The 14225-nt window shown below is 44.9% G+C and carries 15 protein-coding genes; 3 read left to right on the top strand and 12 right to left on the bottom strand.

Annotated features, from left to right (window positions below):
- Positions 1 to 62: 62 nt before the first annotated feature.
- Positions 63 to 1961, bottom strand: a complete 1899-nt coding sequence (gndA, locus tag AAA938_RS06875; RefSeq protein ID WP_338227892.1) for an NADP-dependent phosphogluconate dehydrogenase — start codon at positions 1959 to 1961, stop codon at positions 63 to 65.
- A gap of 99 nt (positions 1962 to 2060) precedes the next feature.
- Here gndA and AAA938_RS06870 point away from each other — a divergent pair, with 99 nt between their 5' ends.
- Entirely contained in the window at positions 2061 to 3695 is a 1635-nt protein-coding gene (locus tag AAA938_RS06870; RefSeq protein ID WP_338227891.1) for an ABC-F family ATP-binding cassette domain-containing protein, read from the top strand.
- Between the two features lie 148 nt (positions 3696 to 3843).
- Here AAA938_RS06870 and AAA938_RS06865 read toward each other — a convergent pair whose 3' ends face one another.
- The 11 genes from AAA938_RS06865 to rpsT form a co-directional block, all read right to left on the bottom strand.
- On the bottom strand, positions 3844 to 4878 hold the full coding sequence (locus AAA938_RS06865; RefSeq protein WP_338227890.1) for a Gfo/Idh/MocA family protein: 1035 nt from the start codon (positions 4876 to 4878) through the stop codon (positions 3844 to 3846).
- A gap of 2 nt (positions 4879 to 4880) precedes the next feature.
- Complete coding sequence (locus tag AAA938_RS20255; protein WP_420915728.1) at positions 4881 to 5147, bottom strand: type II toxin-antitoxin system RelE family toxin; 267 nt, start codon at positions 5145 to 5147, stop codon at positions 4881 to 4883.
- Positions 5144 to 5344 (bottom strand): hypothetical protein, encoded by a 201-nt coding sequence (locus AAA938_RS06860; RefSeq protein WP_338227889.1) that lies wholly within the window; start codon positions 5342 to 5344, stop codon positions 5144 to 5146. Before AAA938_RS06860 ends, AAA938_RS20255 begins: the two co-directional genes overlap by 4 nt.
- Before the next feature lie 90 nt (positions 5345 to 5434).
- The gene (locus AAA938_RS06855; RefSeq protein WP_338227888.1) at positions 5435 to 6181 is read right to left on the bottom strand and encodes a zinc-dependent peptidase; all 747 of its coding nucleotides are present in this window, start codon (positions 6179 to 6181) and stop codon (positions 5435 to 5437) included.
- A gap of 62 nt (positions 6182 to 6243) precedes the next feature.
- Positions 6244 to 7809: a ribonuclease Y gene (gene rny / locus AAA938_RS06850; protein ID WP_338221725.1), complete on the bottom strand. Its 1566-nt coding sequence runs from the start codon at positions 7807 to 7809 to the stop codon at positions 6244 to 6246.
- A 66-nt stretch (positions 7810 to 7875) separates the two neighbouring features.
- Positions 7876 to 8160: a cell division protein ZapA gene (locus AAA938_RS06845; RefSeq protein WP_338227887.1), complete on the bottom strand. Its 285-nt coding sequence runs from the start codon at positions 8158 to 8160 to the stop codon at positions 7876 to 7878.
- Between the two features lies 1 nt (position 8161).
- Positions 8162 to 8446 carry a hypothetical protein gene (locus AAA938_RS06840; protein WP_338221723.1) on the bottom strand — a complete coding sequence of 95 codons (285 nt, stop codon included), beginning with the start codon at positions 8444 to 8446 and terminating at the stop codon, positions 8162 to 8164.
- A 2-nt stretch (positions 8447 to 8448) separates the two neighbouring features.
- Entirely contained in the window at positions 8449 to 10863 is a 2415-nt protein-coding gene (gene pheT / locus AAA938_RS06835; RefSeq protein WP_338227886.1) for a phenylalanine--tRNA ligase subunit beta, read from the bottom strand.
- A gap of 100 nt (positions 10864 to 10963) precedes the next feature.
- Entirely contained in the window at positions 10964 to 11581 is a 618-nt protein-coding gene (locus AAA938_RS06830; RefSeq protein ID WP_338227885.1) for a DUF1684 domain-containing protein, read from the bottom strand.
- 3 nt (positions 11582 to 11584) lie between these two features.
- Entirely contained in the window at positions 11585 to 12280 is a 696-nt protein-coding gene (gene radC / locus AAA938_RS06825; RefSeq protein WP_338227884.1) for a RadC family protein, read from the bottom strand.
- 99 nt (positions 12281 to 12379) lie between these two features.
- Positions 12380 to 12634 (bottom strand): 30S ribosomal protein S20, encoded by a 255-nt coding sequence (gene rpsT, locus AAA938_RS06820; protein WP_338221719.1) that lies wholly within the window; start codon positions 12632 to 12634, stop codon positions 12380 to 12382.
- A 211-nt stretch (positions 12635 to 12845) separates the two neighbouring features.
- Between rpsT and AAA938_RS06815 the strand changes: the two genes are divergently transcribed.
- Both AAA938_RS06815 and AAA938_RS06810 read left to right on the top strand, forming a co-directional pair.
- Positions 12846 to 13781 carry a zinc dependent phospholipase C family protein gene (locus AAA938_RS06815; protein ID WP_338227883.1) on the top strand — a complete coding sequence of 312 codons (936 nt, stop codon included), beginning with the start codon at positions 12846 to 12848 and terminating at the stop codon, positions 13779 to 13781.
- A 62-nt stretch (positions 13782 to 13843) separates the two neighbouring features.
- On the top strand, positions 13844 to 14215 hold the full coding sequence (locus tag AAA938_RS06810; protein WP_338227882.1) for a four helix bundle protein: 372 nt from the start codon (positions 13844 to 13846) through the stop codon (positions 14213 to 14215).
- The last annotated feature ends 10 nt before the right edge of the window (positions 14216 to 14225 follow it).

Genomic DNA, 14225 nt, shown 5'->3' with positions numbered 1-14225 from the left:
TGAGAAATAAAAAAGGGCTGAATCTCTCCAGCCCCTCCTTTTTCAGATTTCAAATTTCTGAATTATGAATTCCATTGGGTATGGTAAAACTTTCCGCTTGGGTCATCTTTGCGCTGATAGGTATGCGCACCAAAGTAATCCCGCTGCGCCTGAATGACCGAAGCAGAAGATTCCGCCGTAATTCTTCCCAACAAATAATTGATCCCTGCGCTCATGACCGGCAAAGCAAAGCCATGAGTCAAGCCCAAGCCAACCAATTCTGCCAAAGCCTTCCTTCCGGAAATCACCTGCTCTTTTACTCCTGACATTTCAAAGAAAGAAACCGGATCAGAGTAATTCGCTGAAATATTCTCCATCAAGCCAGATCTGATAATGCAGCCATTGGTCCAGATTCGGGAGATTTCATTGAAGTTCAAGTTCCAGCCTTTGGTATCGGAGACGGTTTTCATCAATCGGAAACCAACCTCGTGGTTAATGATTCTAGCCAAGGAATAGGCTGCTTTGATTTTTGGGAGCCAGGATTCCAAAGAACCTTCGACTTTTTGGAATTCGTGTTGGAAAGTTTTGGAAAAAGCTACCCGCATGGCCTTTTCGCCTGAAACTCCGCGGGCATTGACCGCCTCAGCCAAGGGACTGTAGGGAATTCCATATTCCAAGGCCGTAGTCAAAGACCAGGCGCCGGTACCTTTTTGACCTGCCTGATCGAGGATTTTGTCCAATAGCAATTCCCCGTTTTCTTTGAACAGGAGCAAATCAGCTGTGATTTCAAGCAAGAAAGACTTCAGTTCGCCTTGGCCCCATTCCGTAAAAATCTCGGAAACCTGTTCAGGGCTACAGCCGAAACCAAATCTGAGCAAGTGCACCAATTCTGCCAAAACCTGCATCTCTCCATACTCGATGGAGTTGTGGACCATTTTGATGAAGTGACCGGAACCTCCCGGACCCACGTAAGTCACGCAGGGCTTTCCGTCTTTGTCTTTGGCAGAAATTCTCCCCAAGAAATCCTCCACCATGGCATACCCTTCAGCATTTCCACCGGGCATAATGGATGGACCTTTTCTCGCTCCTTCTTCTCCTCCGGAAACCCCCATGGGCAAAAAGTGCATGCCTACTTCCTTCATTCGATCCACTCTTCTTTCAGAATCTTTGTAGAAGGAGTTCCCTCCGTCGATGACCAGATCGTCATTTTCCAAAATCGGAATCAGCGTATCCAACTGGGCATCAATCGCAGCACCTGCAGGAATCATCATCAGAATTCGGCGCGGTTTTTCGAGCGAATCCACAAACTGCTGCAAGTCCTCAAAGGCTAGCATATTGGAAAATTCAGGGTTTTCATCAACCACCTTTTGGGCGATTCCTTCCTCTTTTCCAGCGACAAATCGGTTATAAAGTGAGACCGGAACTCCTTTTTCGGCGAGGTTTAGCGCAAGGCTTTTGCCCATTACGCCCATTCCGATCACTCCCATTTTCATTTTCATCGATTGAGATTTTAAATAGTGAAGGGAAGCTTCCAGCAATTGCTCGGGAGTCCCCGTGATATCCAATAAATACCCGGCTTGCGGCTTTTCCCAAACAGCAATCTGAGAATCCAGCATTCCGGCTTTCATGTAATGATTTTTTCTGGCCAGCATTCGCTCCCAAATCAAATCCCTATCCCCTGTCAGATGAATCCAGCGAAGATTTTCTGATATGGAGAGTTTGTCCCGATAGGAATTTTTCAAGGCCGAACAAGCCAATACCGCTCCACCTTTTTGCTCCGAAGCCAGAAGCTGATCTGCCAAAGCCTGTAACCAGGGCTGCCGGTCCTCGTCATTCAGGGGATGCCCGGCGCTCATTTTGGCGATATTTTCGGCAGGATGAAAATGATCCGCATCGAAAAATGGAAGTCGAAGCCTCTCGGCCAAAAGCGTTCCCAGGGTAGTTTTCCCCGTTCCCGATACACCGGTGACGATTACAAGCATGGGGCGAAGTTAAGTTTTTATGGCCTATCCGCTAATTTTCCAATCTTCAAATTTTTCAATATTCAATTTCCTACCTTTGCCCCTTCAATTTCAAGATTCATGATTTCAGTAGATAACGTGACCGTCATGCACGGCGGCACTCCGCTTTTCAGCAACATCACCTTCAATATCAATGAGAACGACAAGATCGCGCTCATGGGGAAAAACGGGGCCGGAAAATCCACCCTCCTCAAGATCATCGCAGGGGTAAATAAGCCCACCACCGGGGCTGTCTCTGCACCGAAGGGGTATGTGGTAGCCTATCTTCCCCAACACTTGTTGACAGCAGATGACTGTACCGTGATGGAAGAAACTTCCAAGGCCTTTGCCGAATACTTGGGGATGAAGGAGGAAATCGACCGAATCAACGAGGAGCTAACCGTCCGAACGGATTATGAATCGGAGGACTATTTCAAACTGATCGAAAAGGTATCCGAACTCAGCGAGAAGTTTTATGCCATCGAAGAAATCAACTACGAAGCTGAGGTAGAAAAAGTACTATTAGGCTTAGGATTCGTTCGCGAGGACTTCCAAAGATCCACTTCTGAGTTTTCCGGAGGATGGAGAATGCGGATTGAGTTGGCCAAAATCCTTTTGAAAAAGCCTGACCTGATTCTATTGGACGAACCGACCAACCACTTGGACATTGAATCCATTCAGTGGTTAGAAGAGTTTTTGATCAATAAAGCTAAAGCGGTGGTGGTCATCTCCCACGACCGGGCTTTTGTGGACAACATCACCACCCGCACCATCGAGGTGACTATGGGCCGAATCTACGACTACAAGGCCAAATACAGCCATTACCTTGAGCTTCGCAAAGAGCGTCGCGAGCAGCAGCAAAAGCATTACGAGGAGCAGCAGAAGTTTATCGCAGAGACGACTCAATTCATCGAGCGATTCAAAGGGACATACTCCAAGACCCTTCAGGTTCAGTCCCGGGTGAAAATGCTCGAAAAACTGGAAATCGTGGAAGTGGACGAGGTAGATACTTCTGCTTTGAAACTTCGGTTCCCTCCTTCTCCACGTTCCGGAAAATATCCGGTAATCGTCGAGGAGATGATCAAAAGCTACGGAGACCATGTGGTCTTTAAGGATGCTTCCATGACCATCGAGCAGGGACAAAAAGTGGCTTTCGTCGGGAAAAACGGTGAAGGTAAATCCACGATGATCAAAGCCATCATGGGTGAAATCGACTTTCAGGGGAAATGCGAACTTGGGCATAATGCCATGGTGGGCTATTTTGCCCAAAATCAAGCTTCCCTTTTGGATGAAACCCTTTCCATTTTTGAAACCATCGACAACATCGCTGTGGGTGAAATCCGAACCAAAATCAAGGATATTTTGGGAGCTTTCATGTTCAAAGGCGATGATATCAACAAGAAAGTGAAAGTCCTTTCCGGAGGGGAGAAAACCCGTTTGGCCATGATTAAGCTTCTTCTCGAGCCGGTGAACTTGCTGATTCTTGACGAACCAACCAACCACTTGGACATGAAAACCAAGGATATCATCAAGGATGCGTTGAAAGCATTTGACGGCACCTTAATCGTCGTCTCTCACGACCGGGATTTCTTGGATGGATTGGTGACCAAGGTATTTGAGTTTGGCAATAAGCGCGTGAAAGAGCACTTCGAGGATATCAATGGATTCCTGAGAAACAAAAAGCTGGAGAACTTGAGGGAAGTTGAGAGAAAGTAGGCAGTTCCCAGTCGGCAGTAAGCAGTCGTCAGGTTGAAAGTCTGAAGAAAGAAGTCAGAAAGCTGAAAATCCGGAGTGAAAGCTTCGGGTTTTTAGTTTGCTTTTACCCCGAAATCTGTGTTCATCTGTACCATCTGTGAGAAATAGTTTATCCCATAAAAGGAAAAAGAATCAACTTCTCTTCCTTGCTGGACTGATAAATCGCCCGAATCAATTCAAGGGATTTTCGGGATTTCGGCCCATTTACTTCAGGCTGGTTTCCGGTTTCGATTGAATCCAAAAAATCTTTCCATTGGGAAGCATGCAGTTCAAAGCCAATCGCATTCGGATCAGAGGAGCCGGAAGCCGCGATTATCTCTGAGTTGGCAATAGGACTTGCTTTTCCTCTCACATTCCAAGCCACCAATTTCCCCGCTTCCAATATGGCACTTCCTTCGGTACCATAGACTTCCAGTCGCTCAGGATAGCCGGGAAAAAGCGAGGTTCCGGCGGTGATCGTCCCCATTGCTCCCAATTTAAAGTTGACCAAAGCAGCACCCAAATCCTCTCCTTCAATTGGATAGAGAGCCGTTTTGATTTTCCCAAAAACCGAATCCACCTCACCCATCACTTCCAGAAGCAAATCCAGGGTATGAATGGCCTGATTGATTAGTGCTCCTCCCCCGTCATAGGTTAAAGTCCCTTTCCATTGACTGGATGAATAATATTCAGCTGAACGGAACCAATTAACCGCCGCATTCCCCATCAAAAGTTTGCCAAATTCCCCTGCTTTGACCGCTTTATAGAGTTTTTGAAAATCGGGAGAAAATCTGTTTTGGAATACGACTCCCAACTTTACTCTCTTTTCATCGGCGGCTTTGATCAATCGGTCTGCTCGTTCCAAAGTGACTTCGATGGGCTTTTCTATAAACACGTGCTTTCCTGCCTCGATGGCTTTCAGAGCAGGCTCTAAATGCAAACCACTTGGAGTACAGATGCAGACGATTGAAAGACCCGGTATTCCAATAAATTCATCCCAATCGCTAAAGACTGGAACAGCAAATTGGGCTTTGGCTTTTTTTGCACTTTCTGGATTGGGGTTGAAAAGTCCGACCAATTCCGCATTCGCCAAGCTTTCTATAGCCTGTGCATGTTTGACGGCGATGGCACCTGTCCCGATGATTCCTATTTTTTTTTGCTGCACTTTTAAGGGAAAATTGAATAAATGTCTTTTCGATGGGCGATTCGGGTGAAAGTAACTGTTTCACCATCTAGGAATATCCCAACTCGAAAATTACCAAGCCGAACCCGAAAGGCATCTTTAAAACCTACCAACTTTTTCAAACCAGAAAGCTCTTTAATCGAACCCACTTGCTCTGTTTTTTGAATTAGGTCTTTGATGCTGCGGAGGACCTTTTTATCATGAATTTTTCGGAGATCCTTTTCAAAAGCTTCTAAAAATAAAACTTTCAAAGCCCTTCAAATATCTTATCAATATTGTCTTTAGAAACATGCTTTATTTTATCAACTTCTTTCATCATTTCTGAAAGACCTAAATCAAGTTTTTCCTCCACGCTCAACTTTTTGGAGGAAATACCTTCCTTCTTAAGATACCTTTGGATTTTCTCCAATTCTTCCTTTGATTTTGGAGTGATTACAATTGATTCCATTTTTTATGCTTTTTAGGCAGCTAACCACATCACTTATTTGCAATTATTCAATATACTTTAAACCAAATTTACTAAAAACCCAATTAATTATTAACCCATCAAAACCAAAGGATCCTGTCTAAGCAGCTGCACGAGAGACTGATAGAGCTGAGCATGGTACTCTTTGAATTCCCGGCTTCTCTCGAAGAAGTTCTCTAGGGCTACTGCAAAAAACTCATGCTCGTTTAAGCCAGCACTTTCTCTGAAAAAAGTACCTTGGCCACTTTTCACTTTTGCGAGTTCCCCAGGAACCCATTTAGAGTACTCTTTCCAAGCTTGGGGGCTGAATTCCCTTTCCCCGTCATTTTGAATCCAATTGGCTAATTTCAAGGCATGGGCTACTTCATGGATTCCAAGGTTGATCCCATCCGATTTGTCTGCCAAACCTTCTACAAAGCACCGCCAGGAAATGACAATCAAGCCATGCTTGGGATTAACCTCTCCCCGATGATAAATCTTGTTGATCGTACTGTAATAGGTATTGGGATAAACCAAAATGGTATGGAAATGAGCCAATCTGAGACTTTTCCACCCAAAAACAACCATGGTGATCGTCGCTCCGATCAATAGCTCCATTTCTGTCGTCACCTCCTCCAATCCTCCTCTTCCCAGAAATCGCTTGCTGGATAAAATCGTCTCCAGCCTATGAATAAATTCCCTTTTGTGGGGATTTCTCAGCTGAGCGAAATAATAGAAGTGTTGCTCCAAAAATCGTACTTCTTCAAAAGAAACTTTCCTGGGGAAAAGCCTCCATCTGGCCTGATTGATCAGGTCAATGAAAAGGTGGGATCCAAACATGTGCAAATAAAAATGGCAATCACCTAAGGTAATTGCCATTTTCGGGATATGCAATGGTAAGATTATCGGGCGTAATTGACCGCTCTCATTTCACGGATAACCGTGATTTTAATCTGTCCAGGGTATTGCATTTCCTTTTCTATTTTCTGTGAAATATCGAAGGAAAGCTTACTAGCAGTCTGATCGTCCACGTGGTCTGCATCGACCAAAATTCTGAGCTCACGTCCAGCCTGCATTGCAAAGCACTTGTTGACACCGTCAAAGCCGAGAGCCAAATCTTCCAATTCCTTCAATCGCTTGATGTAGCTATCCATGATCTCGCGACGGGCGCCCGGTCTGGAACCTGAGATCGCGTCCGAAGCCTGAACAATCGGAGAAATCATAGAGGTCATCTCAATCTCATCGTGGTGAGCACCGATAGCATTGCAGATTTCCGGATGCTCTTTGTAGCGCTTGGCCAATTCCATTCCAAGGATTGCATGAGGCAATTCCTGCTCTTCCGGCCATACTTTTCCGATGTCATGTAGCAATCCAGCTCGCTTGGCAAGCTTGGCATTGAGGCCCATTTCGGCTGCCATGGTAGCGGCAAGTTTGGCAACTTCTCTAGAGTGCTGAAGAAGGTTTTGTCCGTAGGAAGAGCGGAATCTCATCCTTCCAACCATTTTGATCAGCTCTGGATGCAATCCGTGAATTCCCAGATCAATACAAGTTCGCTCTCCGATTTCAACGATTTCCTCTTCGATATTTTTCTCAGTCTTGGCTACCACTTCCTCGATTCGGGCAGGGTGAATTCTTCCGTCCTGAACCAAACGGTGCAGGGAAAGCCGGGCAATTTCTCTTCTCACGGGATCAAAGCCAGAAATAATAATCGCTTCAGGCGTATCATCCACTACAATTTCGACACCTGTAGCAGCCTCGAGAGTCCGGATATTTCTTCCCTCACGACCGATGATTTTTCCTTTGATGTCGTCACTTTCGATGTTGAATACGGACACGCAGTTTTCTACGGCGTGCTCGGTAGCGGTCCTTTGGATGGTATCCAAAACAATCTTCTTCGCCTGTTTTGTGGCGGTCAGTTTGGCTTCATCCAAAATGTCCTTCATCTGGGAAGAAGCTTTGGTTCTCGCCTCCTCGGTCAGCATTTGAACCAACTGCTCTTTGGCTTCCTCTCGGGTCAATCCGGCGATTTTCTCCAAGTCCGCGATTCGCTGATTAGTCACCCGATCCAGTTCCTCTTTTTTCACCTGAACGGCGTGAAGCTGGGCATTGAGATTTTCTTTCTTGCTGTCCAGTTCTGCTTCTTTCCTCTTGACTTGCTCTTGTTCTTTAGCTACCTGCTGCTGCAGCTGCTTGACCTTGTTTTCGTTGGTGATGATGATGTTTTTCTTGTTGCTCATCTCCTCATCAAACTCAGCCTTCATTTTCAGGAACTTCTCTTTTGCTTCGAGTATCCTGTCCTTTTTGATCGACTCGGCATTCAATTCTGCCTCACGAATCATGGATTTGACTCTTTCTTTAGTCTCCTCTTCCAGTTTTGCGTGTTTATTCTTAATGAAAAATCCCGCCAAAGCGGCACCCCCACCAAGCCCCGCCAGGGCTGCAAGGATGATAAATAGTACGTCTGCCATAGGGTTATTTATATATTGGATCCCTACCGGCCCAAAGAATTGCTAGAAAAGAGTGGGTGTCAATAATTAGACTGCTTTGCTCAGCAAAGCTGAAATATGGGATAGACTCCGCTGAATATGCTCAGAGTCTTCTGCATTGACTTCGTTGGTTTCCAGAGATTCAACCATACAATCAAAGGCCACCATAGCCAAAAGGTCAGTCGCATCATCCAGGCCAAACTCCGCCTTATATTTCCTCAATTTTTCATTAATCAGTTTTCCAGCATGCCGAATTTTCGCCTCGTCTTCCGGCTTGACTCGCATGGGATATTCCCTGTCCCCAATTTTCACTCTGATTGCCAGCGTCTCCATTTCATTCGGACAGATAAGTGATCAAATGATCTATTTCTTGTATATAATTATTGATTAAGTCACTCATTTCGGTGGCATCCTCTGGACTCACCGGTCGGTTATCCACAATGTTACTAATTTTAATCTTATTTTTAAAATGATGGATTTCCTGCTCTTTTTCCTGAATTTCTCCCTCCAGAAGAGAAAGACGGGCTTTTAGCTCCTGATTTTCAGCAGACAAAGCCTCGATTTTTTTTCCAGCCTGCACGGCCAGTTTCTCCAGTTTTTGCAGTTCCTCGTGTATCATTTTCAACTTCTGATGACAGCCCCCACTTGTTCCTGAAAGGCTTGGATCAATTTACTCATTGTTTTGTCAATTACCTTGTCGGTCAGGGTATTTTCCTGATCCTGCAAGATAAAGCTCAGGGCATAGGCTTTCTTACCTGAATCAATCTTATCTCCCTGATAGACATCAAACACTCCGATTCTTCTCAAGAGCTTACCTCCGGCTTTTTCTGCCACTGCCTTGACCTGATCGTAGGTGATTCCCTTATCAATGACTAGAGAAAGATCTCTCCTTACCTCAGGGAATTTGGAGATTTCCTGATAGCGCTTGAGTCCGGATGCTTTTTTGCATAGCAAATCCCAGTTCAAATCAGCATACCACACCTCCTGCCTCACTTCTGCCAGCTTGAGGATTTTATCATCCACCAAGCCCAAAGTAGCCACTACTTTTTCTCCCAACTTCAATTCCAATCCATAGGCAAAAGGCAAAGCTTCTACCGGAGTCACCTGAGTCACCTGCACATTGAGTTTTTCAAGAATCCGCTCTACGGTAGCATAGAGATCCGCAAAGCCAAATGGTTTTGCAGATTCGATCCAGCTTTCAGCAGAACGATTTCCTGAATGGAAAATTGCCAATCTCCTGCCTTCCTGATAGCCTTCGGAGGTTTTTTGATAGACTGTCCCAAACTCAAATCCTTTCACATCTGTCTGTCGCCGGTTGATATTGTGTGCCATCACCTCAAGTCCTGAAAAGAGCAGGGTCTGACGCATGACACCCAAGTCTTCACTCAGCTTATTGTAGATCTCCACATTGAGCGCTGGATCCAAAAAGCCGGATTTCTCGGCATATTGAGGCTTAGTCAGGGAATTGGTAATCAGCTCGAAGTAGCCATTTCCAGCCAGCATTTCAGTAAGACGATACTGGAGTTTGTTCAAGTCTTTAACCGGATGCTCGGCCAGGTAGTCTGTGCTGAGATTTTCAGCCAAAGCAACTTGCTGAAAGCCGTGAATCCTTAGGATCTCTTCAATGATATCTGCCTCCCGTGTCACATCCACCCGATAAGGCTTCACCATGGCCGTAAACCCTTCCTCAGTCTCATTTACTACCCGAATATCCAAGCTTTCCAGGATGGTTTTCACCTCCTTGGGTTCGATTGCTTTTCCGATCAGCCTATTGATTCGAGCAAAGGCTACCTCTACCTCGAAGTCCTGAACTGGATTGGGGTACAAGTCGATGATTTCAGAAACGACTTTCCCTCCGGCAATTTCCTGAAGTAAGGAGACTGCCTTTTTGATCGCATAGACAGGAATATTCGGATCTGTTCCTCTTTCGAAACGGAAAGAAGCGTCAGTTTTCAAACCGTGATATTGAGAACCTTTTCGGATCACATCCGGTGAGAAATAGGCGGATTCAAGGAAAATGGTGGTAGTCTGATCGCTAACCCCAGACCCTTTTCCGCCGAAAATCCCTGCAATACACATCCCACCTTCCGAATCACAAATCATCAATTCCTCTCCGGAAAGCTTTCGCTCTTTTTCATCCAATGTGACAAACGAAGTCCCTTTAGCGAGTTTTTTCACTATGATTTTTCTTCCTGAAATCTTATCCGCATCAAATGCATGCAGCGGCTGACCCAAATCGTGGAGAATGAAATTGGTAATGTCCACCACGTTATTGATCGGCTCCAAGTCCAAGGCGCGTAGGAAATTTTGCAACCACTGAGGAGATGGTCCTACTTTCAAATCAGAAATAACCACCCCTGCATATCTCGGACAGTCATTGGCATCTTCCACCTCCACAGAGATGGATGGTCCAGCAGACTCGATGTTCAGTTCCTTTTCGGCAGGGAGGCAAATAGGGCGTTGGAGAAGGGCTTTCAAATCACGGGCTACGCCTAAGTGAGATGCAGCGTCCGCACGATTCGGCGTCAATCCGATCTCCAGCACGGAATCATTTTCCACCTCAAAGTAGGCCGAAGCGGGGATCCCATTGGGCAAATCGGTATCCAAAACCATAATCCCTGCATGGGAAGTCCCAATGCCGATTTCGTCCTCTGCGCAGATCATCCCTTCGGAAACTTGACCCCGGATTTTTGCTTTTTTGATTTCAAAAGGTTCTCCTTGTGTCGGATACAGCATAGCCCCGACTGTAGCCACAACTACTTTCTGTCCAGCAGCGACATTGGAAGCTCCGCAGACAATGTGCGATGGTGTACCTGTTCCGATATCCACCGTGGTAATGCTTAGCTTATCCGCATCAGGATGCTTTTCGCAAGTCAGCACCTCGCCGATTACGATGCCCTCCAAGCCTCCTGGAAGGGATTGAAATTCCTCCACAGCTTCCACCTCAAGACCTGATTGAGTCAAAAGTGCAGCGATTTCTTCTGGGCTTTCAGTTAGAGAAATGTATTCTTTAAGTCGATTAATCGAGATTTTCATAAGTTTTCATTCTCGGAGATGCTCCGATGGTTAAGAAAAAAGGTGCAAAAGCACCTTAGAAAGCAATGAGCAAATTTAAAAGAATTGCAGGAGGGCAGGATTATTTATCATAATTTTTCTCTCCTGCCTCGATAGATATGGTCAGCAGATTCTCTTTTGGAGGCAAAGGACAGGCATAGTCGGGGTTGTAGGCGCAGTAGGGATTGTAGGCTAGATTGAAATCAATGGTGATGCTGTTTTTCCCATCCTGACGGACATTGAGATAGCGCCCTCCTCCATAGGTCTCTCTCCCACTTGTCTCGTCTGCAAAGGCCAAAAAGAAATTTCGCATGTCACTCTCGCTGACGGACTGTAAAAGAAGCAGCTTATTGGTCTTTCCTCCCAATTCAAATTCAGCATAGGAATGCTCGATATACCGCTCTGTGGAGCCGTCAGTCATGGGTACTTGGCGGACTTTTTTACTCTCTATAGGCGTAAGTCTAGCCTTCACCTTGTATTCTGGATTGATCTCGTAAAAGGTTAAGGTTTGGAGGTTCCGCTTTTGATCTTCGGTAAGCGGAGATTCCACATTGAAGCGAAGATATTTAAACTGCCTCTCCCGCTCTTTTTCAATTTTTTCAATGTAGGCTTCGGGGCTTTCAGCAGCTGTAAACATGTATGCTACTGCCGAAATCACTACTATTCCTACTACAAGAAGAATAATCTGGTTAGTTTTCATAAATCAAAGGATGCCTTCATCGGCGAAGCTAAAATAGCCATGATCGGAGTAAATCACATGGTCTACCACTGCCAAATCCAAATCTCTTCCGATTCTGACAAGCCGTTCGGTAAGCCTCTTATCCTGCTCGGAAGGACTAGTGGACCCACTTGGATGATTATGAACAAGGATAATGGACTGGGCCATATGCTCCATAGCTATCTTAAAGACCATTTTGGGATCGACTACAGTCCCTGCTGTGCCTCCCTGACTGATCAACTGCTTTTTGATCACATGGTTGGATCGGGTCAATAAAATCAGGTAAAAATATTCCACCACTTCATCATACAGCTCTGGCCTCATCAGGTCATAGGCATCCTTTGAAGAGGAGATTTTGTACTTGACAGGAGGCTCCTGATCTTTTCTCCTACGACCTAGCTCCATCGCACTGACTATGGAAATGGCTTTGGCCTCTCCAATGCCTTTGAATTTCATCAAGTCCTTGACCGATAGCCTTGCCAAAGCAGATAAGTCATGATTGACATTGCGGAGGATCATCCGGGAGAGATCGACGGCACTCATGGTCCGGGTACCCGAACCAATCAAAATGGCAATCAACTCAGCATCTGTCAAAGCGGATTTCCCCTTTAAAAGGAGTTTTTCTCTTGGCCGGTCCTCTTCAGCCAACTCTGAGATTTTGGTGGATAAGTATTGATCCATAGGCATTTATTAAAAAGTGAAATGAAATTTAGTTAGAAAAAGGCATAAAAAAAACCCCGGGGAAATCCCGAGGTTTTGCATGCAAAATGGTACCAAAGATTAAGCTATCGCGTTAACGAATTTAGCCAATTTAGATTTCTTGTTGCTGGCGTTGTTCTTGTGAATCACGTTCTTCTTGGCCAGTTTATCCAGCATAGAAGACACCTTCTTGTAAAGCTCCATCGCTTCTACTTTGTCGGTAGCAGCCTTAAGCCTTTTGATGAAAGTTCTGGTGGTCTTAGCCTGATATCTGTTTCTCAAACGCTTAGCTTCGTTGGCACGAATTCTTTTCAGAGCTGATTTGTGATTTGCCATATCTCGTTTTTAAATAAATTCTTTACGATCCCCTATTCCGAATTGGAGTGCAAAGTTATTGTAAATTATTAATTCTGCCAAAGGAATTTGAAACATTCATTCCGTACTGGGTTTCTTTTTCTGAAGATGCTTCGGAAAAACATGGGGTTCAGAAGCGCAAAGATACATTTTTTCGAAACCACCAAACGAAATGTTTTGCCTAAATTCAGGAATGAAAATTTTTATTCTTTATAGTTTTCTTTATACCTCATACTTTTTTGTGCCGCCTTTTTGGGGATTTTATGCTCATTCTCTGATCAATAGACAAGCCGTATTTTCCCTCCCGCCTGAAATGTTGGTCCTTTATAAAGCCGAAGTGGAATTCATTACCGAAAAGGCAGTCAACCCTGACCGCAGAAGATATGCCGTAGAGGGGGAGGCTGAAAAACACTACATCGATCTGGATCATTATGGAGACAGCGCGCTGTTTATCCTCCCAATTTATTGGCAGGAAGCCATTCAAAAGTTTCCCGAGGATACCCTCCGTGCTCACGGCATCGGTCCCTGGTCGGCTTATTTGACATTTATCAGCTTGACCAAGGCCATGGAGCAAAAGAACAAAGCGGCAATCCTTAGACTTTCCGCTGATTTGGGTCATTACTTAGGAGATTTGAATGTGCCGCTTCATACCACCAAAAACTACAATGGTCAGCTTACCGGACAGGAAGGAATTCATGGGTTTTGGGAAAGTCGGGTTCCGGAATTATTGGCAAAAGATTATTCATTTTGGGTGGGGAAGGCAGAATATGTGGAAAAGCCTCAGCTGGCCATCTGGGAAGCAGTTGCAAATGCCCATGCCCAGGTAGACAGTGTACTAAGAATAGAAAGAGAGCTCACGGCTCAATTTCCGGAAGATCAAAAATTCAGCTACGAGGAACGAAATGGCCTTACGGTTCGAGTTTATTCCAGAGAATTCACCGAGGCTTATGCCACGGCTTTAGATGGGATGGTGGAAAGACAGATGCGCAAATCCATTAAAATGATTGCTGATTTTTGGTACACAGCATGGATTAATGCGGGACAACCGGATTTGAGCACGTTGGGACAGTCAGTTTTGGAAGAGGAAAAATTTGACAAAGACCCGAAGCTGAAGGTTAGGGATCATTAAAATAAGTAGGCAGTCACAGTTAACAGTAGGAAGTTTAGCCCAAGAACTTAATTTGGAGAAACATGGATTATCGAGACTTAATTGTTTACCAGAAAGCATTCAAACTGGCAATGAGGATTTTTGAAATCAGTAGAACATTTCCAAAAGAGGAAACTTATTCCCTTACTGATCAGATTCGTAGAAGTAGTCGCTCGGTTTGTACAAACATTGGAGAGGGTTATCGCAAAAGAAGATATCCAGCACATTTTATTTCCAAGCTAAGTGATGCAGACATGGAAAATACCGAAACTCAGGTTTGGTTAAATTTTTCATTAGCCTGCAAATACATTCCTGACTCCATTTTTCAAGAGCTGGACAAGGAAGCTACTGAAATAGGCAGACTGCTTAACTATATGATGGAAAATCCAGAGAAATTTGGTTCCAAAAAGCTCTGAAATTCAATTA

The sequence above is a fragment of the Algoriphagus taiwanensis genome (assembly GCF_036245645.1).
Classification (GTDB): domain Bacteria; phylum Bacteroidota; class Bacteroidia; order Cytophagales; family Cyclobacteriaceae; genus Algoriphagus; species Algoriphagus taiwanensis.
This window is presented reverse-complemented; position numbering and strand designations above follow the sequence as displayed.

Coding starts and splice junctions, on each gene's coding strand:
- gndA (WP_338227892.1), bottom strand. CDS start 1,961: ATGCTTGTAATCGTCACCGGTGTATCGGGAACGGGGAAAACTACCCTG.
- AAA938_RS06870 (WP_338227891.1), top strand. CDS start 2,061: ATGATTTCAGTAGATAACGTGACCGTCATGCACGGCGGCACTCCGCTT.
- AAA938_RS06860 (WP_338227889.1), bottom strand. CDS start 5,344: ATGGAATCAATTGTAATCACTCCAAAATCAAAGGAAGAATTGGAGAAA.
- AAA938_RS06855 (WP_338227888.1), bottom strand. CDS start 6,181: ATGTTTGGATCCCACCTTTTCATTGACCTGATCAATCAGGCCAGATGG.
- rny (WP_338221725.1), bottom strand. CDS start 7,809: ATGGCAGACGTACTATTTATCATCCTTGCAGCCCTGGCGGGGCTTGGT.
- AAA938_RS06845 (WP_338227887.1), bottom strand. CDS start 8,160: ATGGAGACGCTGGCAATCAGAGTGAAAATTGGGGACAGGGAATATCCC.
- AAA938_RS06840 (WP_338221723.1), bottom strand. CDS start 8,446: ATGATACACGAGGAACTGCAAAAACTGGAGAAACTGGCCGTGCAGGCT.
- pheT (WP_338227886.1), bottom strand. CDS start 10,863: ATGAAAATCTCGATTAATCGACTTAAAGAATACATTTCTCTAACTGAA.
- AAA938_RS06830 (WP_338227885.1), bottom strand. CDS start 11,581: ATGAAAACTAACCAGATTATTCTTCTTGTAGTAGGAATAGTAGTGATT.
- radC (WP_338227884.1), bottom strand. CDS start 12,280: ATGGATCAATACTTATCCACCAAAATCTCAGAGTTGGCTGAAGAGGAC.
- rpsT (WP_338221719.1), bottom strand. CDS start 12,634: ATGGCAAATCACAAATCAGCTCTGAAAAGAATTCGTGCCAACGAAGCT.
- AAA938_RS06815 (WP_338227883.1), top strand. CDS start 12,846: ATGAAAATTTTTATTCTTTATAGTTTTCTTTATACCTCATACTTTTTT.
- AAA938_RS06810 (WP_338227882.1), top strand. CDS start 13,844: ATGGATTATCGAGACTTAATTGTTTACCAGAAAGCATTCAAACTGGCA.